The organism is Pseudomonas sp. MF4836 (genome assembly GCF_002018875.1).
GTDB lineage: Bacteria > Pseudomonadota > Gammaproteobacteria > Pseudomonadales > Pseudomonadaceae > Aquipseudomonas.
This window is the reverse complement of sequence record NZ_MVOL01000029.1, coordinates 16,051-34,838: the sequence shown is the minus strand read 5'-3', so window position 1 is coordinate 34,838 and position 18,788 is coordinate 16,051. Positions and strand designations below refer to the sequence as shown.

The following is an 18,788-nucleotide window of genomic DNA, read 5'->3' as shown; positions in this document are numbered from 1 at the left end:
CCGGATGTGCTGGTGGGCATCGCGGTGGAGCGCGGCCTGGACATGATCATTGGCCTGCTGGCGGTGCTCAAGGCTGGCGGCGCCTACGTGCCACTGGACCCGGAATACCCCCAGGATCGCCTGCTGTGCATGATCGAAGACAGCGGCACCCGCTTGCTGCTGACCCAGAGCCACTTGCAGTCGCGCCTGAGCATTCCGGTCGGGGTCGCCAGCCTGTGCCTGGATCGGGACGCCGATTGGGCCGGCCTGGATGACGGAAACCTGGTCAACCGTGCCCTGGCGGATAACCTGGCCTACGTGATGTTCACCTCCGGTTCCACCGGACGGCCCAAAGGCGTTGGGATCAGCCAATCGGCCCTGACCCGGCACGCCTATGTGTCTCTTGGATTCTTCAATCTCAATGGCAGCGACCGGATTCTGCAGTTCTCCACTTTCAACTTCGACGGCTTTGTCGAGCAGCTGTATCCGGCGCTGATCTGTGGTGCGTCGGTGGTGTTGCGCGGTACCGAGATCTGGGACAGCGAGCGCTTCTACCGTGAGCTGATCAGCAAGCGCATCAGCGTGCTCGACCTGACCACCGCTTACTGGAACTTGCTGGCCAAGGATTTCGCGGCCATCGGCCCACGGGATTACGGGGTGCTCAAACAGGTGCATGCCGGTGGCGAAGCCATGCCGCCGGAAGGTCTGGCGGCCTGGAAGCAGGCGGGCCTGGAACAGGTGGTGCTGCTCAACACTTACGGCCCGACCGAAGCCACGGTCACGGTGACTGCCCTGGATTGCACCGACTACGTCAGTGGTGCGCGACCGACACCGCTGACCATGCCCATCGGCAATGTACTGCCGGGACGCAGCATCTATGTTCTCGACGACACCGGCAGCCCGGCGCCCATTGGCGTGGTGGGTGAGCTGGTGATTGGCGGCGAGTTGTTGGCCCGTGGTTATTTCAATCGTCCGGACCTCAGCGCCGAACGTTTTATGCCGGACCCGTTTGCCGAGCAACCCGGTGGTCGCCTGTACCGCACCGGTGACCTCGCGCGTTTCAATGCCGACGGCATCATCGAATACGTCGGGCGCATCGACCATCAGGTGAAGATTCGCGGGTTCCGTATCGAGCTGGGTGAAATCGAAGCACGGTTGCTGGAGCAAGACGGGATTCGCGAAGCCATCGTCCTGGCCCAGGCCAGTGCCAACGGTTTGCAGCTGGTGGGCTACGTGGTGCCCGAGGATGTGCGCCAGGTCGGCACCGAGCCGGAAGTCCAGGCCAGCCTGCGCGAGGCGATCAAGGGTCGATTGCGCGAGCACCTGCCGGACTACATGGTCCCGGCGTACCTGCTGTTCCTCGAAAAACTGCCCCTGAGCCCCAACGGCAAGCTGGACCGCAAGGCGCTGCCGAAGGCCGACGCCAGCCAGATGCAGCAGTTGTACGTGGCGCCACGCAGCGAGCTGGAGCAGCAGGTGGCGGCGATCTGGCAGGAGGTGCTGAAGCTGGAACAGGTGGGTTTGACTGACAGCTTCTTTGAACTGGGTGGGCACTCGCTGCTGGCGACCCAGGTGGTGTCCCGAGTACGGCACGCCTTGAATCGGGAGGTGCCGCTGCGCAGTCTGTTCGAGCACAGCAGCCTGCAGGATTTTGTCGCCTCCCTCGGGGATCGGCCGGCCCGTCACGAACCGCCGTTTGTGCGAGTTGAACGTGACCGACCGCTGGCCTTGTCCTACGCCCAGGAGCGGCAGTGGTTCCTCTGGAAGCTGGAGCCCGAAAGCGCCGCCTACCATATCCCTGCTGCGTTGCGCCTGCACGGCCCGCTGGATGTGCCAGCCCTGGAGCGCAGCTTCAATACCCTGGTCGCTCGTCACGAGTCACTGCGTACCCGTTTTGTCGACGACGGCGAGCGCACCTTGCAGGTCATCGACCACGGGGCGCCGTTGAATCTGCAATGGGATGTATTGCCGGCCGGCGGCGATCAGGCCGGCCAGGTCCGCGCCTATGTCGAGGCTGAAACCAGCCGCCTGTTCGACCTGCGCGAAGGCGCGCTGTTGCGGGTCAAGCTCTTGCGCCTGGCGCCGGATGACCATGTGCTGGTGATGACCCAGCACCACATTGTCTCCGATGGCTGGTCGATGGACCTGATGGTCGATGAGCTGGTGGCGTTGTATGCCGCCTACAGCCAGGGCCTGACGGTCGAGCTGCCCGAGCTGCCGATTCAATACGCCGACTATGGCATCTGGCAGCGGCAGTGGATGGACGCGGGCGAGCGCGAGCGGCAGTTGGGTTATTGGGTCGGGCAACTGGGCGGTGAGCAACCGGTGCTTGAACTGCCCACCGATTTCCCGCGCCCGGCTGAACAGAGCTATCGCGGAGCCCATCTGGATGTGCCGTTGCCGCCGCAGCTCAGTGGCGCCTTGCGAAGCCTGGCCCAGCGCGAAGGGGTCACGCCGTTCATGCTGCTCCTGGCCTCGTTCCAGATTTTGCTGCATCGCTACAGCGGTCAGGCGGATATCCGCGTCGGGGTGCCGATTGCCAACCGCAACCGGGTTGAAACGGAAGGCTTGATCGGCTTCTTCGTCAACACCCAGGTACTGAAAGCCGAACTGGATGCCCAGCAGCCGTTCCGGGCGGTGCTGCAACAGGTCCGGCAGGCGGCGCTTGGCGCCCAGGCGCATCAGGATCTGCCGTTTGAACAGTTGGTGGAGGAGCTGCATCCGGAGCGCAGCCTGAGTCACAACCCCTTGTTCCAGGTGATGTTCAACCACCAGGCCCAGGCCCAGCAGGCCCAGACTGCGCGGCAATTGCCGCACCTGCGCCTGGAGGCCCTGGAGTGGGACAACCCCACCTCGCAGTTCGACCTGTCCCTGGACACCCAGGAACACGGCGAAGAATTTTCCGCGATCCTGACCTACGCCACCGACCTGTTCGAGGCGTCGACCATCGAGCGTCTGGCCCGGCACTGGCAGAACCTGCTGCAGGCGATTGTTGCCGACCCAGAGCAGCGCATCGGCGATCTGCCGTTGCTGGATGCTGCCGAGCAGCAGCGCATGATCAGTGACTGGGGCCGGGCGACCCTGGACTACCCGAGCCAGGCGCGGGTGCACCAGTTGTTCGAAGCGCGGGTCGAGGCCCAGCCCGAGGCGGTGGCGCTGATTTTCGAGGATGCACAACTGAGCTACCGCCAGCTCAACAGCCGGGCCAACCGCCTGGCTCGCCACCTGCAAGAACGCGGTGTTGGCCCGGATGTGCTGGTGGGCATCGCGGTGGAGCGCGGCCTGGACATGATCATTGGCCTGCTGGCGGTGCTCAAGGCTGGCGGCGCCTACGTGCCACTGGACCCGGAATACCCCCAGGATCGCCTGCTGTGCATGATCGAAGACAGCGGCACCCGCTTGCTGCTGACCCAGAGCCACTTGCAGTCGCGCCTGAGCATTCCGGTCGGGGTCGCCAGCCTGTGCCTGGATCGGGACGCCGATTGGGCCGGCCTGGATGACGGAAACCTGGTCAACCGTGCCCTGGCGGATAACCTGGCCTACGTGATGTTCACCTCCGGTTCCACCGGACGGCCCAAAGGCGTTGGGATCAGCCAATCGGCCCTGACCCGGCACGCCTATGTGTCTCTTGGATTCTTCAATCTCAATGGCAGCGACCGGATTCTGCAGTTCTCCACTTTCAACTTCGACGGCTTTGTCGAGCAGCTGTATCCGGCGCTGATCTGTGGTGCGTCGGTGGTGTTGCGCGGTACCGAGATCGGGGACAGCGAGCGTTTCTACCGTGAGCTGATCAGCAAGCGCATCAGCGTGCTCGACCTGACCACCGCTTACGGGAACTTGCTGGCCAAGGATTTCGCGGCCATCGGCCCACGGGATTACGGGGTGCTCAAACAGGTGCATGCCGGTGGCGAAGCCATGCCGCCGGAAGGTCTGGCGGCCTGGAAGCAGGCGGGCCTGGAACAGGTGGTGCTGCTCAACACTTACGGCCCGACCGAAGCCACGGTCACGGTGACTGCCCTGGATTGCACCGACTACGTCAGTGGTGCGCGACCGACACCGCTGACCATGCCCATCGGCAATGTACTGCCGGGACGCAGCATCTATGTTCTCGACGACACCGGCAGCCCGGCGCCCATCGGCGTGGTGGGTGAGCTGGTGATTGGCGGCGAGTTGTTGGCCCGTGGTTATTTCAATCGCCCGGACCTCAGCGCCGAACGTTTTATGCCGGACCCGTTTGCCGAGCAACCCGGCGGTCGTCTGTACCGTACCGGCGACCTGGCGCGTTTCAATGCCGACGGCATCATCGAATACGTCGGGCGCATCGACCATCAGGTGAAGATTCGCGGGTTCCGTATCGAGCTGGGTGAAATCGAAGCGCGGCTGCTGGAGCAAGACGGGATTCGCGAAGCCATCGTCCTGGCCCAGGCCAGTGCCAATGGTTTGCAGCTGGTGGGCTACGTGGTGCCCGAGGATGTGCGCCAGGTCGGCACCGAGCCGGAAGTCCAGGCCAGCCTGCGCGAGGCGATCAAGGGTCGATTGCGCGAGCACCTGCCGGACTACATGGTCCCGGCGTACCTGCTGTTCCTCGAAAAACTGCCCCTGAGCCCCAACGGCAAGCTGGACCGCAAGGCGCTGCCAAAGGCCGACGCGAGCCAGATGCAGCAGTTGTACGTGGCGCCACGCAGTGAGCTGGAGCAGCAGGTGGCGGCAATCTGGCAGGAGGTGCTGAAGCTGGAGCAGGTGGGATTGACTGACAGCTTCTTTGAACTGGGCGGGCACTCGCTGCTGGCGACCCAGGTGATTGTCCGGGTGCGTGAGCAACTTGGCGTCGAAGTGCCGCTCAAGGATTTGTTCATTGCCAGCAACCTGCAAGCGTTCGCCGAGGGTATCGCCGCCCTGAAATCCGATAGTCAGCCACTTCAAGACGAATTAGCTAAATCTTTGGCTGCCCTCAAACGTTTATCAGGAGAAGAGCTTGAGAAGCTAATTTCATAGCGAGGAGTGTTGGCGTGCAAGAACTGATCGGGGCGGTGGGCGAGCTTTCACCGAAAGAGCGGAAAGCCTTGGCAATCCTGCTTAAACAGAAAGGGATCAACCTTTTCGGCATTGCTCCGGTGTTCAGAAGGAAGCCTGAAGAAGCGCTACTCCTGTCCTATGCCCAGGAGCGCCAGTGGTTCCTCTGGCAGCTCGATCCGGCCAGTGCCGCCTACCACCTGTCCAGCGCCCTGCAACTGCGGGGGGAGCTGGACATCGCCGCGCTGGAGCGCAGCTTCAATGCCCTGATGGCTCGCCACGAGGCGCTGCGCACCACCTTTGTTCAGGACGCGGAACAGACCCTGCAAGTCATTGCCGCCGAACAGCCTCTGGTCATGGGTCGGGCGCAGTTGGCCGAAGGCCTGGACGAGGCGCAGCGCAGTGCTGCGATCAAGGCCTTTGTCGAGGATGAAACCCGGCAGTTGTTCGACTTGCAGCAGGGCCCGCTGCTGCGGGTCAAGTTGCTGTGGGTGGCCGACGAGCATCACGTGTTGACCATTACCCAGCATCACATCATCTCCGATGGCTGGTCGATGCAACTGATGGTCGATGAGCTGATGCAGTTGTATGCCGCCGACAGCGAAGGGCGCAGCGCAAGCTTGCCGCCACTGCCGGTGCAATACCCGGACTACGCCTTGTGGCAGCGGCAGTGGATGGACGCTGGCGAGCGTGAGCGGCAATTGGCGTACTGGGTCGAACAACTGGCGGGCGAGCAGCCGCTGCTGGAACTGCCGCTGGATCGTCCGCGTCCGGCCGAGCAGAGTTTTCGCGGGGCGCAGTTGCCCATCGAGTTGCCGCCAGCCCTTGGCGCGGGGCTCAAGCGCCTGGCCCAGCAACAGAACGTCACCCTGTTCATGCTGTTGCTGGCCTCATTCCAGACCTTGCTCCACCGCTACAGCGGCCAGGCGGATATCCGCGTGGGCGTGCCGATTGCCAACCGCAACCGGGTCGAAACCGAAGGTCTGATCGGCTTCTTCGTCAACACCCAGATCCTCAAGGCCCGGTTCGATGACCAGGTGCGCTTCAACACGCTGTTGCAGCAGGTCAAGCAGACGGTGTTGGCGGCCCAGAGCCATCAGGATTTGCCCTTCGAGCAATTGGTCGACGCGCTGCAACCCGAGCGCAGCCTGAGCCATAACGCGCTGTTCCAGGTGATGTATAACCACCAGAGCGAGGATCGACGAGGAGCGGTGGGCATCCAGTTGCCCACGCTGCGTCTGGAAGGATTGCACTGGGACAACCCGACCGCGCAGTTCGACCTGATCCTCGACACCTTCGATACCGAGCATGGCGTGTCGGCCGCCCTGACCTACGCCACCGACCTGTTCGACCCGGCCACCGCCGAGCGCATGGCGCAGCATTGGCAAAACCTGCTGCACGCGATGGTGGCCGATGCCAGCCAGCGCATTGGCGACCTGGCGTTGCTGGACACCCGCGAGCAACAGGCGAGCATCGCGGCCTGGAACCCGGCCCGGGTTGAATTCCCGGCCACCCAGGGCACTCATCAACTGATCGAACAACAGGTCGAGCGCACGCCCGAGGCCGTGGCGGTGGTATTCGAGCAGCAGTCCCTGAGCTATCGCCAGCTCAATCAGCGGGCTAACCGGTTGGCCCATCAACTGATTGAAAACGGCGTCGGCCCTGATGTGCTGGTCGGCCTGGCGGTGGAGCGCAGCCTGGAGATGGTGGTCGGGCTGCTGGCGATTCTTAAAGCCGGCGGTGCCTATGTGCCTCTGGACCCGGCTTATCCACAGGAGCGGCTGGCCTACATGATTGAGGACAGCGGCATTCGCCTGCTGCTGACCCAGCCGTCTTTGCTTAAAACGCTGCCGATCCCGGACGGGGTGCGCACGCTGCTACTCGATACTCCTGAACTGGCTGGCTACAGCCTGGATAATCCACAGGTAGCGATCGACCCGGCCAGCCTGGCCTATGTGATCTACACCTCCGGCTCCACCGGCAAACCCAAGGGCACCTTGCTCCCGCACCACAATGTGCTGCGCCTGTTCCAGGCCACCGACCGCTGGTTCAGCTTTGGCCCGCAGGATGTCTGGAGCCTGTTCCACTCCTACGCCTTCGACTTCTCGGTGTGGGAGATCTTTGGCGCACTGCTGTACGGCGGCAAGCTGGTGGTGGTGCCCCATGACGTCAGCCGCTCGCCAGAAGACTTCTTCAAGCTGTTGTGCGACGAGGGTGTCACGGTGCTGAACCAGACCCCGTCGGCCTTCAAGCAGTTGATGCCAGTGGCCTGCGCCAATGAATCCGGCAACGCTCTGCGCTATGTGGTATTTGGCGGCGAGGCCCTGGAAGTGAAAGCCCTGCAGCCCTGGTTCCAGCGTTTTGGCGACCAGCAGCCGCAACTGATCAATATGTACGGCATCACCGAAACCACGGTGCACGTGACGTACCGTCCGATCACCCAGGCCGATCTGCAGGCAGACGCCAGCAGCCCGATTGGTGAGGTGATCCCGGATCTCTCCTGGTACTTGCTCGACAGCAGCCTCAACCCAGTGGCCAAGGGCTGCATTGGTGAGCTGTATGTTGGCCAGGCCGGTTTGGCCCGTGGCTACCTCAATCGCGGCGACCTGACGGCCACGCGTTTTATTGCCGACCCATTCTCGACGTCGGGCGAGCGCCTGTACCGCACCGGGGACCTGGCGCGTTACCGCGCCGATGGGGTCATCGAGTACATCGGGCGTATCGACCATCAGGTGAAGATCCGCGGTTTCCGCATCGAACTGGGTGAGATCGAAGCGCGCTTGCTGCAACTGCCGGCGGTGCGCGAAGCCGTGGTCCTGGCCATGGACGGTGCCAGCGGCCAACAGCTGGTGGGCTATATCGTGGCCCAACCGGGGCAGGCGGCTGACGCCGAGCTGCGGGAAGCAATCAAGGCTCAACTGCGCACGGAACTGCCGGACTATATGGTCCCGGCGCACCTGTTGTTCCTCGACACCCTGCCATTGACCGGCAACGGCAAGCTGGACCGCAAGGCTCTGCCCCAGCCGGATGCCAGCCTGTTGCAACAGGCCTATGTGGCGCCGCAAAGCGAGTTGGAACAGCAGATCGCGGCGATCTGGCAGGACGTGCTGAAGCTGGAGCAGGTCGGCCTCACCGACAACTTCTTCGAGCTGGGCGGCGACTCGATCATCTCGATCCAGGTGGTCAGCCGCGCTCGTCAGGCGGGTATTCGCTTTACCCCCAAAGAGCTGTTCCAGCACCAGACGGTGCAGGGGCTGGCAAGTGTGGCGCAGACCGGGGACACCGATGAGGTGATCGACCAGGCGCCGGTCACCGGCAGCATGGCCTTGTTGCCGATCCATCAGGTGTTTTTCGAAGAGTCGATTCCCGAGCGCCATCACTGGAACCAGTCGGTGCTGCTCAAACCGGCCATGGCGCTGGATGCCCCGTTGCTGGATGCCGCGCTGCAGGCCTTGATCGCTCACCACGATGCCTTGCGCCTGACCTTCACCGAGCAAGACCAAGCCTGGGTCGCCCGCTTTGCGCCGCCGTCCTCGCAGTCGGTGTTGTGGTGCAGCGAACTGGCGGATATCGCCGAGCTGGCGCAACTGGGCGAAGAAGCCCAGCGCAGCCTCGACTTGCAACAGGGCCCGCTGTTGCGGTCGGTGCTGGTCAAGCTGCCGGACGCCGGGCAGCGCTTGCTGCTGGCCATCCATCACCTGGCGGTGGATGGGGTGTCCTGGCGCATTCTGTTCGAGGACCTGCAACTGGCCTACAACCAGCTGGCGGCCGGCCAGGCGGTGCGCCTGCCGCTCAAGAGCAGCTCGGTCAAGGCCTGGGCCGAACAGTTGCAAGCCTATGCCCGCAGCCCGGCGTTGCAGGACGAACTGCCGTACTGGCAAGCGCAATTGCAGGGCGTTGCCGCGGATCTGCCGTGCGCCAACCCGGCGGGCGGCCTGCACAGCCACCTGGGGGTGAGTGTGCGTACGCGGCTGGACCAGGAGCACACCCGCCAACTGCTGCAAGAGGCCCCGGCGGCCTACCGCACCCAGGTCAACGATCTGCTGCTGACCGCCCTGGCGCGGGTGATCGCCCGCTGGACCGAGTCCCCTTCGGTGCTGTTGCAGATGGAAGGCCACGGCCGCGAGGAGCTGTTCGACGGTATCGACCTGACCCGGACCGTTGGCTGGTTCACCAGCCTGTACCCGGTCAAGTTGACGCCGGCACTCAGCCTTGGCGATTCGATCAAGGGCATCAAGGAGCAATTGCGCGCCATTCCACACAAGGGCATCGGCTTCGGCGCCTTGCGCTACCTGGGTGATCCCCAGGCGCAGCAGCGGTTGGCCGACCTGCCGGTGCCGCGTATTACCTTCAACTACCTCGGCCAGTTCGACGCCAGCTTCGACGATGACGACGCGCTGTTTGTGCCCAGTGCTGAGAACGCCGGCAGCGAGCAGAGCGCAGAGGCGCCCCTGGGCAATTGGCTGAGTATCAATGGCCAGGTCTACAACGGTGAGCTGGACCTGAGCTGGACCTTCAGCCACGAGATGTTCAGTCAGGCCCAGGTCCAGGAGCTGGCCGACGCCTATGCCCTGGAGCTGGAACAACTGATCGCCCATTGCACCCGCTACGGCAGCGGCGGGGTGACCCCGTCCGACTTCCCCCTGGCGCGGCTCGACCAGGCGCAACTGGATCGCCTGCTGCTCACGCCGGCGGCGATCAAGGACATCTACCCCTTGGCGCCGATGCAGCAGGGCATGCTGTTCCATACCCTGTACGAGCAGGGTTCCGGGGACTACATCATCCAGATGAGCCTCGAGGTCAGCGGCCTCGACCCCGAGCGCTTCCGCCAGGCCTGGCAAGGGGCGGTGGATGCCCACGACATCCTGCGCACAGGCTTTGTCTACCAGGGCGAGTTCGCCCAGCCGATGCAGGTGGTGCTCAAGCAGGTAGAGGTGCCGTTCAGCCAGCAGGACTGGCGCGGCCGTGCCGACCTGGCAGCGGCGCTCGACGCTCTGGCCGAGGCCGAACGGCGCCAGGGCTTCGAGTTGAGCCAGGCACCTTTGCTGCGCCTGCACCTGGTGCGCATCGGCGATGAGCGCCATCAATTGATCTACACCAGCCACCACATTCTGATGGATGGCTGGAGCAACTCGCAGCTGCTGGGCGAGGTGCTGCAGCGTTACAGCGGCCAGGCTGTTGCTGCCCAGGGCAACCGCTATCACGACTACATCGCCTGGCTGCAAAGGCAGGACCAGGCCCTCAGCGAAGGGTTCTGGAAGGAGCAACTGCGGGACCTGGAAGAGCCGACGCGCCTGGCCCTGGCGATGGCGCCCCTGAGCCGGGAGACCGGCTATGGCGATTGCCATGTCCAGCTCGACGCGGCCCGGACCCTGCGCCTCAACGACTTTGCCAGGGCGCAGAAAGTCACCGCCAATACCCTGCTGCAAGCGGCCTGGCTGCTGTTGCTGCAACGCTATACCGGGCAGGCCACCGTGGCATTCGGCGCGACCGTGGCCGGGCGTCCGGCGGAACTCAAGGGCGTCGAGCAGCAGATCGGGCTGTTTATCAACACCTTGCCGGTGGTCGCCACGCCGCAACCGGAACAGACTCTCGCCAGCTGGCTGCAGAAGGTCCAGGCGCAGAACCTGGGGCTGCGCGAGCACGAACACACACCCTTGTTCGAGATCCAGCGTTGGGCGGCCCGCAGCGGCGAGGCCCTGTTCGACAATATCCTGGTGTTCGAAAACTACCCGGTGTCCGAGGCCCTGGAGCAGGGTGCCCCCGAAGGCTTGCGCTTCGGCGCAATCGACAGTCACGAGCAGACCAACTACCCCTTGACCCTGGCCGTGGGCCTGGGCGAGGAGCTGGGGCTGCACTTCAGTTTCGACCGCGGGCATTTCTCGTCGGAGATGATCGAGCAGCTCGCGGCGCACCTGATGCACCTGTTGCAGCAAATGCCCGAGTTGGCCGAACGTCCGCTCAGCGAGTGGCGCCTGCTGAATCAGCGCGAGCGCAGCCAAACCCTCGCCGAGTGGAATCCGCGTCCGGCCCGTCTGGTGAGCGAGCAGCCCCTGCATGCTTTGATCGAGGCCCAGGTCGAGCGCGCACCGGAGGCGATCGCGCTGACCCTGGGCGCACAGCAAATGACCTATCGTCAGCTCAACAGCCGGGCCAACCAACTGGCGCACCGGCTGATCGAGCAGGGTGTCGGTCCCGATGTGCTGGTGGGGCTGGCGGTCGAGCGCAGCCTGGACATGCTGGTGGGCCTGCTGGCGATCCTCAAGGCCGGTGGCGCCTATGTGCCCCTGGACCCGGCGTACCCCGAGGACCGCCTGGCCTACATGATCGAAGACAGCGGCTTGCAGTTGCTGCTGACTCAAGCGCACCTGCTGTCGCGCTTGCCGCTGGCGGCGCAATTGCCCACCTTGCTGCTCGATGAGCAGGGCCTGGCCGGCTACCGCGAGAGCAACCCCGGGCTCACGGTGGACCCGGCCAACCTGGCGTATGTCATTTACACCTCCGGTTCCACCGGCAAGCCCAAGGGCGCGCTGCTGAGTCACCACAACGTGCTGCGCCTGTTCCAGGCCACCGATGGCTGGTTCGGGTTCGGTCCGCAGGATGTCTGGAGCCTGTTCCATTCCTATGCCTTCGACTTCTCGGTCTGGGAGATCTTCGGTGCGCTGTTGTATGGCGGCCGCCTGGTGCTGGTGCCTCAGGACGTCAGTCGTTCCCCGGAGGAGTTTTTCAGCCTGCTGAGGGAGCAGGGCGTCACCGTGCTCAACCAGACGCCGTCAGCCTTCAAGCAGTTGCTGCAAGTGGCCTGCTCCCCCGAGCAGGCCCAGGCCCGCCTGGCCCTGCGCTACGTGGTCTTTGGCGGCGAAGCCCTGGACGTGCAGAGCCTGCGCCCCTGGTTCGAGCGGTTCGGCGATCAGGCCGCGCAACTGATCAATATGTACGGCATCACCGAAACCACGGTCCACGTCACCTACCGGCCGATCAGCCTGGCCGACCTGCAACAGGACGCCGCGAGCCCGATTGGCGAGCCGATTGTCGACCTGTCCTGGTACCTGCTCGATGCCGACCTCAACCCGGTGCCCAAAGGCTGCGTCGGTGAGCTGTATGTCGGCCAGGCCGGCCTGGCTCGGGGTTACCTGAAACGGCCGGACCTGAGCGCGACACGGTTTATCCCCGACCCGTTCTCGGCGTCGGGTGAGCGCCTGTATCGCACCGGCGACCTGGCGCGCTATCGCACCGACGGGGTGGTCGAGTATGTCGGGCGCATCGACCATCAGGTGAAGATCCGGGGTTTCCGCATCGAGTTGGGGGAGATCGAAGCCCGCTTGCAGCAACAGGACGAAGTGCGTGAAGCGTTGGTTCTGGCGGTGGATGGCCCCAGTGGCCAGCAGTTGGTGGGGTACCTGATCGCACGCCGCGACGTGACCGAGGTCGACGCCGCCGCAGCCCTGCGCGACGTCATCAAGGGCCGGCTCAAGAACGTGCTGCCGGACTATATGGTCCCGGCTCACCTGCTGTTCCTCGAACGCTGGCCCTTGACGGCCAACGGCAAGCTCGACCGCCGGGCCCTGCCGGCCCCCGATGCGAGCCTGTTGCAGCAACAGTACCTGGCGCCGCAGAGCGAGCTGGAGCAGCAGGTGGCAGCGGTCTGGCAAGAGGTGTTGGAGCTCGAGCGCATCGGGCTCAACGACAACTTCTTCGAACTGGGCGGACATTCCCTGCTGGCGACCCAGGTCGTGGCGCGGCTGAAGCAGGTGCTGGTGTGCGAGGTCGGGTTGCGCGACCTGTTCGGCACCCCGACCCTGGGCGCCTTCGCCGCGGCCCTGGCACCGCGGGTCGGTATCGCCCGTGCGCGCTTGCCCGAGCTGGTGGCGACGGCGGGCAAGGCGCAGGCGTGCCTGTCCCTGGCGCAGCGCCGGTTGTGGGTCGTGGAGCAGTTTGCCTCGGCCAGCGGCGCCTATGGCATGCCGTTGGCGCTGCGTCTTGAAGGTGAATTGTCGGTGCCGCTGCTGGTGGCCAGCCTGCGGCAACTGGTGCAGCGCCATGAGGTGCTCCGTACTGCTTATGTGGCGGACGAGGAGGGCGATCCGCTGGCGCTGATCAGTGCCGAGGTTGCGGTGGACCTGCCGTTGCTCGACCTCTCGGCCCTGGACCCGGTCGAGCGCGAAGCCCGGGTGGCCGAGGCGGTGGAACAGAACGCCCGGACTCCCATCAGCCTGCTCAAGGCCCCACTGTTGCGCGGCCAGGTCCTGCGCCTGGGGTCGACCGAGCACGTGGTGCTGTTTGCCATGCACCACATCATTTCTGATGGTTGGTCGATGTCGATCCTGAGCAACGAAATAGTCGAGGTCTACGCCAGGCTCAAGGCGGGTATCGAGCAGCCGTTGCCGGCGCTGGCGCTGCAGTACTCCGACTATGCGCAGTGGCAGCAGCAACTGGAACAGGCCGGCGTTTTCCGCGACCAGGCGACGTACTGGAAAGACGCCCTGGCCGGGCATGGCGGCCTGCTGCAATTGCCCACCGATCATCCACGCCCGGAAGTGGCGTCGTTCGAGGGGCGCGATTGCAGCTTCTCGATGGCTCCCGAGTTGCACCAGGCCCTCAGTGCCCTGGCGCGCGAGGCCGGGGTCACGCTCTACAGCACCCTGCTTGCGAGCTTTCAGGTGTTGTTGCACCGCCTCAGTGGCAGCGACGACGTGCTGGTGGGGGCGGATGTCGCCGGGCGGCCGCAAGCCGAGCTGGAAAGCCTGATCGGCTTTTTCGTCAATATCCTGCCCCTGCGCTCGCGCTTCGATGCCGACCAGTCATTCGCCGCTTTCCTGGCCCAGGCCCAGGAAACCAGCCTGAGTGCCTTCGAACATCAGGACCTGCCATTCGACATGCTGGTCGAGGCCGCTGCAGTCAACCGCCGCAAGGGCGTCAACCCGCTGGTGCAGGTGCTGTTCGTGATGAACAACCTGCCGATTCGCAGCGCCGGCATTGAAGACATTCGCGTCCAGGCCCTGCCGTCGGCCGGAGCCTACTCGAAGTTCGACATGGCGCTGTTTATCGACGATGAGGCCGGGCAGCTGCATGGGACCTGGCAATTCGCCTGCGACTTATTCAAACAAGAACGTATAGAGCTCTGCGTGAACAGCTGGATGACCATTCTCGAACAGATTGTGCGTGATCCGGATATACGACTAGGGGATATCAACATGCCTACCAACACCGTGGCGCTTGCCGCCACGACCATTGCACCCGTAGCTTCGAGCAAGGCCGACAAGCTGGGCAAGTTCCTGAAAAAGGCCCAGAGCCCGGCAACCCGGCCCACTGCGCCGGCATTTCGGGAAACCCTGATGGTCCCGGGGCAGGTATTCCCCTTGTTGTGGGAGCCGACGGACCCGGGCCTGGACCTGGTGCAGTGGATCCGCAACAACCGGGCCCTGGTGGAAGAGAAACTCGCGCGGCATGCCGGGATCCTGTTCCGTGGCTTCGCCATGAGCGACATCCATGCCTTCGAGGCGTTCGCCGAAGCGGTGCAGCCGGGCCTCTACGGACAGTACGGCGACCTGCCGAAGAAAGAGGGCGGCAAGAACACCTACCGCTCCACGCCGTACCCGGAAAAGAAAATGATCCTGTTCCACAACGAGAGCTCCCACCAGGATCGCTGGCCGCGCAAGCAGCTGTTCTTCTGTGAACAGCCGTCACCCGTCGGCGGTGCAACCCCGGTGGTGGACTGCCGCTTGATGTACCAGAAACTGCCGCTGGCCCTGCGCGAAAAATTCGAGAGCAAGGGCCTGCTGTACGTGCGCACCTTCGCCGACAAGCTCGATGTGTCCTGGCAGCACTTCTTCAAGACCGAGGTGCGCGACGAAGTCGAGGCCCGCTGCCGCGCCGCAGGGATCCAGTGGACCTGGCTGGACAACGATGAATTGCAGATCCGCACCCCGTGCCCGGCCATCATCAGCCACCCGGTGACCGGTGAGAAAAGCTTCTTCAATCAGGTCCAGTTGCACCACATTTATTGCCTGGATCCGGATGTGCGCGAGGACCTGCTCGGGCTCTTCGGTGAGCAGCGCATGCCGCGCCATGTGTATTACGGCGATGGCTCGCCGATCGAAGACGAGGTCATGCAATTGGTTGGCGACCTCTACGAGGAGTGCGCGGTGCGTTTCGACTGGCGCAAGGGCGATGTGATTCTGCTGGACAACATGTTGGCCGCGCATGCCCGGGACCCATTCGAGGGCCCGCGCAAAATTGTCGTGGCCATGGGTGAAATGATCGAACGCAGTGCCCTGGAGGCACTGTCGGAACAGGCGCCAGTCGCCGATCGGCAAACGCAAGAGGCGCAAGCATGAGTACGGCAGACCTGGAAACACTGGACGCGGGCTTGGCCCTGCTCCCCGAGCAACAGCAGCATCTGGCGGCCCTGGAAGCCGGTGCACGCCATGGGGCGACGGCGCACTTGCTGGCGGTGGAGATTCATGGCGAGTTGGATCCGGCGCGATTGCAGCGGGTACTGGATGGCCTGTTGCAGCGTCACGACGTACTGACCACACGCCTGGAGTCGGTGCCTGGCTACCATGGCCTGCGGCAGTTCCTGGCCGCTGCCGGGGGGCCGTCATTTGCTCTTCAAGTACAGGCCGACGTGGTTTCCGCCAGCCAGGCGGCGTCGCGGCGGGAGGCTTGGCAGGAACAATCGACCCCGCATGGCGGACCCTTTGCCCAGGCGCTGTTGCTGCGCACCGCCGACCGCCAATGGCAGCTGCTGCTGAGTGTGGCGCGCCTGGTAGCGGACGCCGGCAGCCTCGCGGTGCTGCTGCGGGCGCTGATCAGTGGCTATGAGCAGGGCGGTCTGGAGGTCGACGAAGAGCTGGGGCAGTTTTCCCAGTACCTGGAATGGCGCAGTGAAGTGCTGTTCGACGAGGATGCCGATACCGCCAAGGCTTATTGGCAGGCCCTGGCGCCTGCCGAAGAGGGCTTGAGCGCGCCGTACCTGCCTTATCGTCGCGCCGATGCCCTGGCGCACGACGGCGCTGCGGTGCTGCAACTGACACAAGCGCTGGACGCCGGACTGGCCAGCGCCCTGCAAGAGGTGGCCACTGCCTGCGCCAAGCCGGTCGAGGTGCTGTTGCAGGCGGCCTGGTGGGTCCTGCTCGGGCGCATCAGCGGCCGTGAGCGTTTCCTCGCCGGCTGGCGGCATGACGGGCGCCAGGACTACGAGTTCTTCGCCGAGACCCTCGGGCTGTTCGAGAAAACCCTGCCCTTGCACCTGGCTTTGCCCCAGACACTGGGCTTCTCCACGGTGCTTGACGCCCTGGCGCAGCAGCTTGAACACCATGGCACCTGGCAGGAGTACTGGGCGGCCGACCTGGCGCCGGTGTTGGCCAACCCGCTTTACGGGTTCGCCACTCGCCAGGCCTTCGGTCCGCAGGCGGTGGCCGGGGGCCAATGGTCCGCGTCGCACCTCGCCGCGTCGGCGCCGCTGTTCGAACTGTCCCTGCAACTGGGGTTGAGTGCCCAGGGGGTTCCCGTGGCACTGAGCATCGAGGCACTGCAGGCACGCTATTCGCTGGCGGCCCTGCAAGGCCTGCAGGCGCAATACCTGACCTTGCTGCAGAGCATTGTCGAGGACGTGCACCAGCCTCTGTCCCGGCTCAATCTGCTGGGAGAGGCCGAGACCGCCGCGCTGCTGGGCCTGAACCCGGCGCCAGAAGCGCTGGATGAGCGCGTGCTGTTGCCCGAGCGCATTGCCGAGTGGGCGCAGATCACCCCGGATGCCGTGGCCCTGGTCAGCGCCGGGCAGACCCTGACCTATGCCCAGCTCGACAGCCGCGCCCATGACCTGGCGTTGCGGCTCGCGGCGCAAGGGGTCGCGGCCGGCGCCCTGGTGGCGCTGGCGCTGCCCCGATCTGCCGAGCTGATCGTGGCGATTCTGGCCAGTTGGCGCGTCGGTGCCGGCTACTTGCCACTGGATCCGCAATGGCCCCTGGCCCGCCAGGCGCACATCGTCGAGCAGGCGCAGACCCCCTGGGTGGTAGCGGCGGCCGAACAGCTGCCGGCCTGGCAGGCGCGCGGCGTCGAGGCCCTGGATATCGCCGGGGAATCGACGGCGGGCCAGGACGGATCGCTGCTCGCCCGGCATGCCCCGCAGGCCACTGATGTCGCCTATGTGCTCTTCACCTCGGGCACCACCGGTACACCGAAGGGCGTGGTGATCGAACATCGGCAACTGCTCAACTACACCGCCGGGGTCAGTGATGCCCTGGAGCTGGCAGCCTGCCGGCACTTTGCCCTGGGCTCGACGGTGGCCGCCGACCTCGGCAACACCGCCTTGTTCGGCGCGCTCTACAACGGCGCGGCCCTGCACATTGCCGACGACCCGGTGATGCAGGATCCCCATGCCTTTGCCGGTTTTATCCGGGAGCAGGGCATCGACTGCCTGAAAATCGTGCCCTCCCATTTGGCGGCCTTGCTCGAGGCCGAACCGCCGGCCCTGCCTGCCACGCTGATCCTGGGCGGTGAAGCGATCCCGGGACGCCTGGTGCAGCGGATCTATCAGATCAAGGCGGACTGCCGGGTGTTCAACCACTACGGCCCGACCGAGACCACGGTCGGGGTGCTGGTCCATCCGCTATCACCTGCGGATGCGCAGCAGGTGAGCATGCCCCTGACCCGGGTGCTGGCCAACAACCAGGTGCTGGTGCTCGGCGAGCGTCTGCAACTGATGGCCACCGGTGAACTGGGTGAGCTGTATATCGGTGGGCAGCAACTGGCCCGGGGTTACCTCCACGCTCCCGAGCAGGAAGCCCAGGCGTTTATCAGCAGCCCCCTGGACGGCCAGCGCCTGTACCGCAGCGGCGACCTGGCCCGCTACCGCCCGGAAGGCGGGGTGCAGCTGTTCGGGCGCGGCGACCAGCAGGTCAAGGTGCGCGGGTTCCGCATCGAACTGGCCGAGATCGAGGCCCAGTTGCTGCGCCTGCCGGGGGTCAATGAAGCGGTGGTGGTGCTGGGCAAGAGCGAGGAGGGGCCAGGCGAGCCGATCGCCTTTGTGGTGGCCGCGCACACCGGAGCAGGGGATTTGCCAGCGGCCCTGGCCGCACAACTGGCCGAGCAGTTGCCGGCGGCCATGGTGCCGCGGCATATCCAGCTCGTGGAATCCATGCCGCGCCTGGGCAACGGCAAGGTCGATCGCCAGGCCTTGCAGCAGCGGGACCTGAGCCTGGTGCAAGCCGAGTATGTGGCGCCACGGGATGCCCTGGAACAGTTGCTCGCGGCGCGCATGGCGCAGCTGTTGGGGCTGGAGCGCCTGAGCATCGAGCAGGACTTCTTTGCCGCCGGTGGGCACTCGCTGCTGGTGATCAAGCTGGTGGCCGGGATACGCAAGCTGCTGCAATGCGAAACCCATCCCGGGGTGGTCTTCGACAACCCGACAGTGGCGGCACTGGCCCAGGCTTTGCGCTTGCAGGAAGCAGCCCCGGGGCAGTTGGAGAAACAGGCCCAGGCGCGCCTGCGCCTGGACGCCATGAGCCCCGAAGAAAAAGCCCTGTTGCTGGAAAAGGCGCGTCAGTTGCAACAGGCCAAAGAGCAACTCGAAGGCTGATTCCCCCCAGCCTTGCTGCCCCTGTCCGAGCCGGCCAACGGTTCTGGCAGGGGCTTTTTTATCAGTCCCCTGTCATGAAAAACCGACGCATGGCCCGCCGCGCCGGCGGTGCTTTGTATTTTTTTGTGTTCTGAATGTGAATCTTTCTAATTTATTTTATTTTTGCTCGTCTTCTAATGGCTCTACACCGAATTTGAAGGAAATCGCCCCGTCA

General features: G+C 64.7%; 1 protein-coding gene and 1 pseudogene. Both read left to right on the top strand.

Annotation, left to right across the window (positions count from 1 at the left end):
• Positions 1-15,329: pseudogene (locus MF4836_RS34115) on the top strand (amino acid adenylation domain-containing protein); the annotation flags it as partial.
• Positions 15,326-18,574, top strand: coding sequence for a non-ribosomal peptide synthetase (locus MF4836_RS34110; RefSeq protein WP_078474076.1), 3,249 nt, complete (start codon positions 15,326-15,328; stop codon positions 18,572-18,574). The pseudogene MF4836_RS34115 and the gene MF4836_RS34110, both read left to right, overlap by 4 nt.
• Positions 18,575-18,788 lie beyond the last annotated feature (214 nt).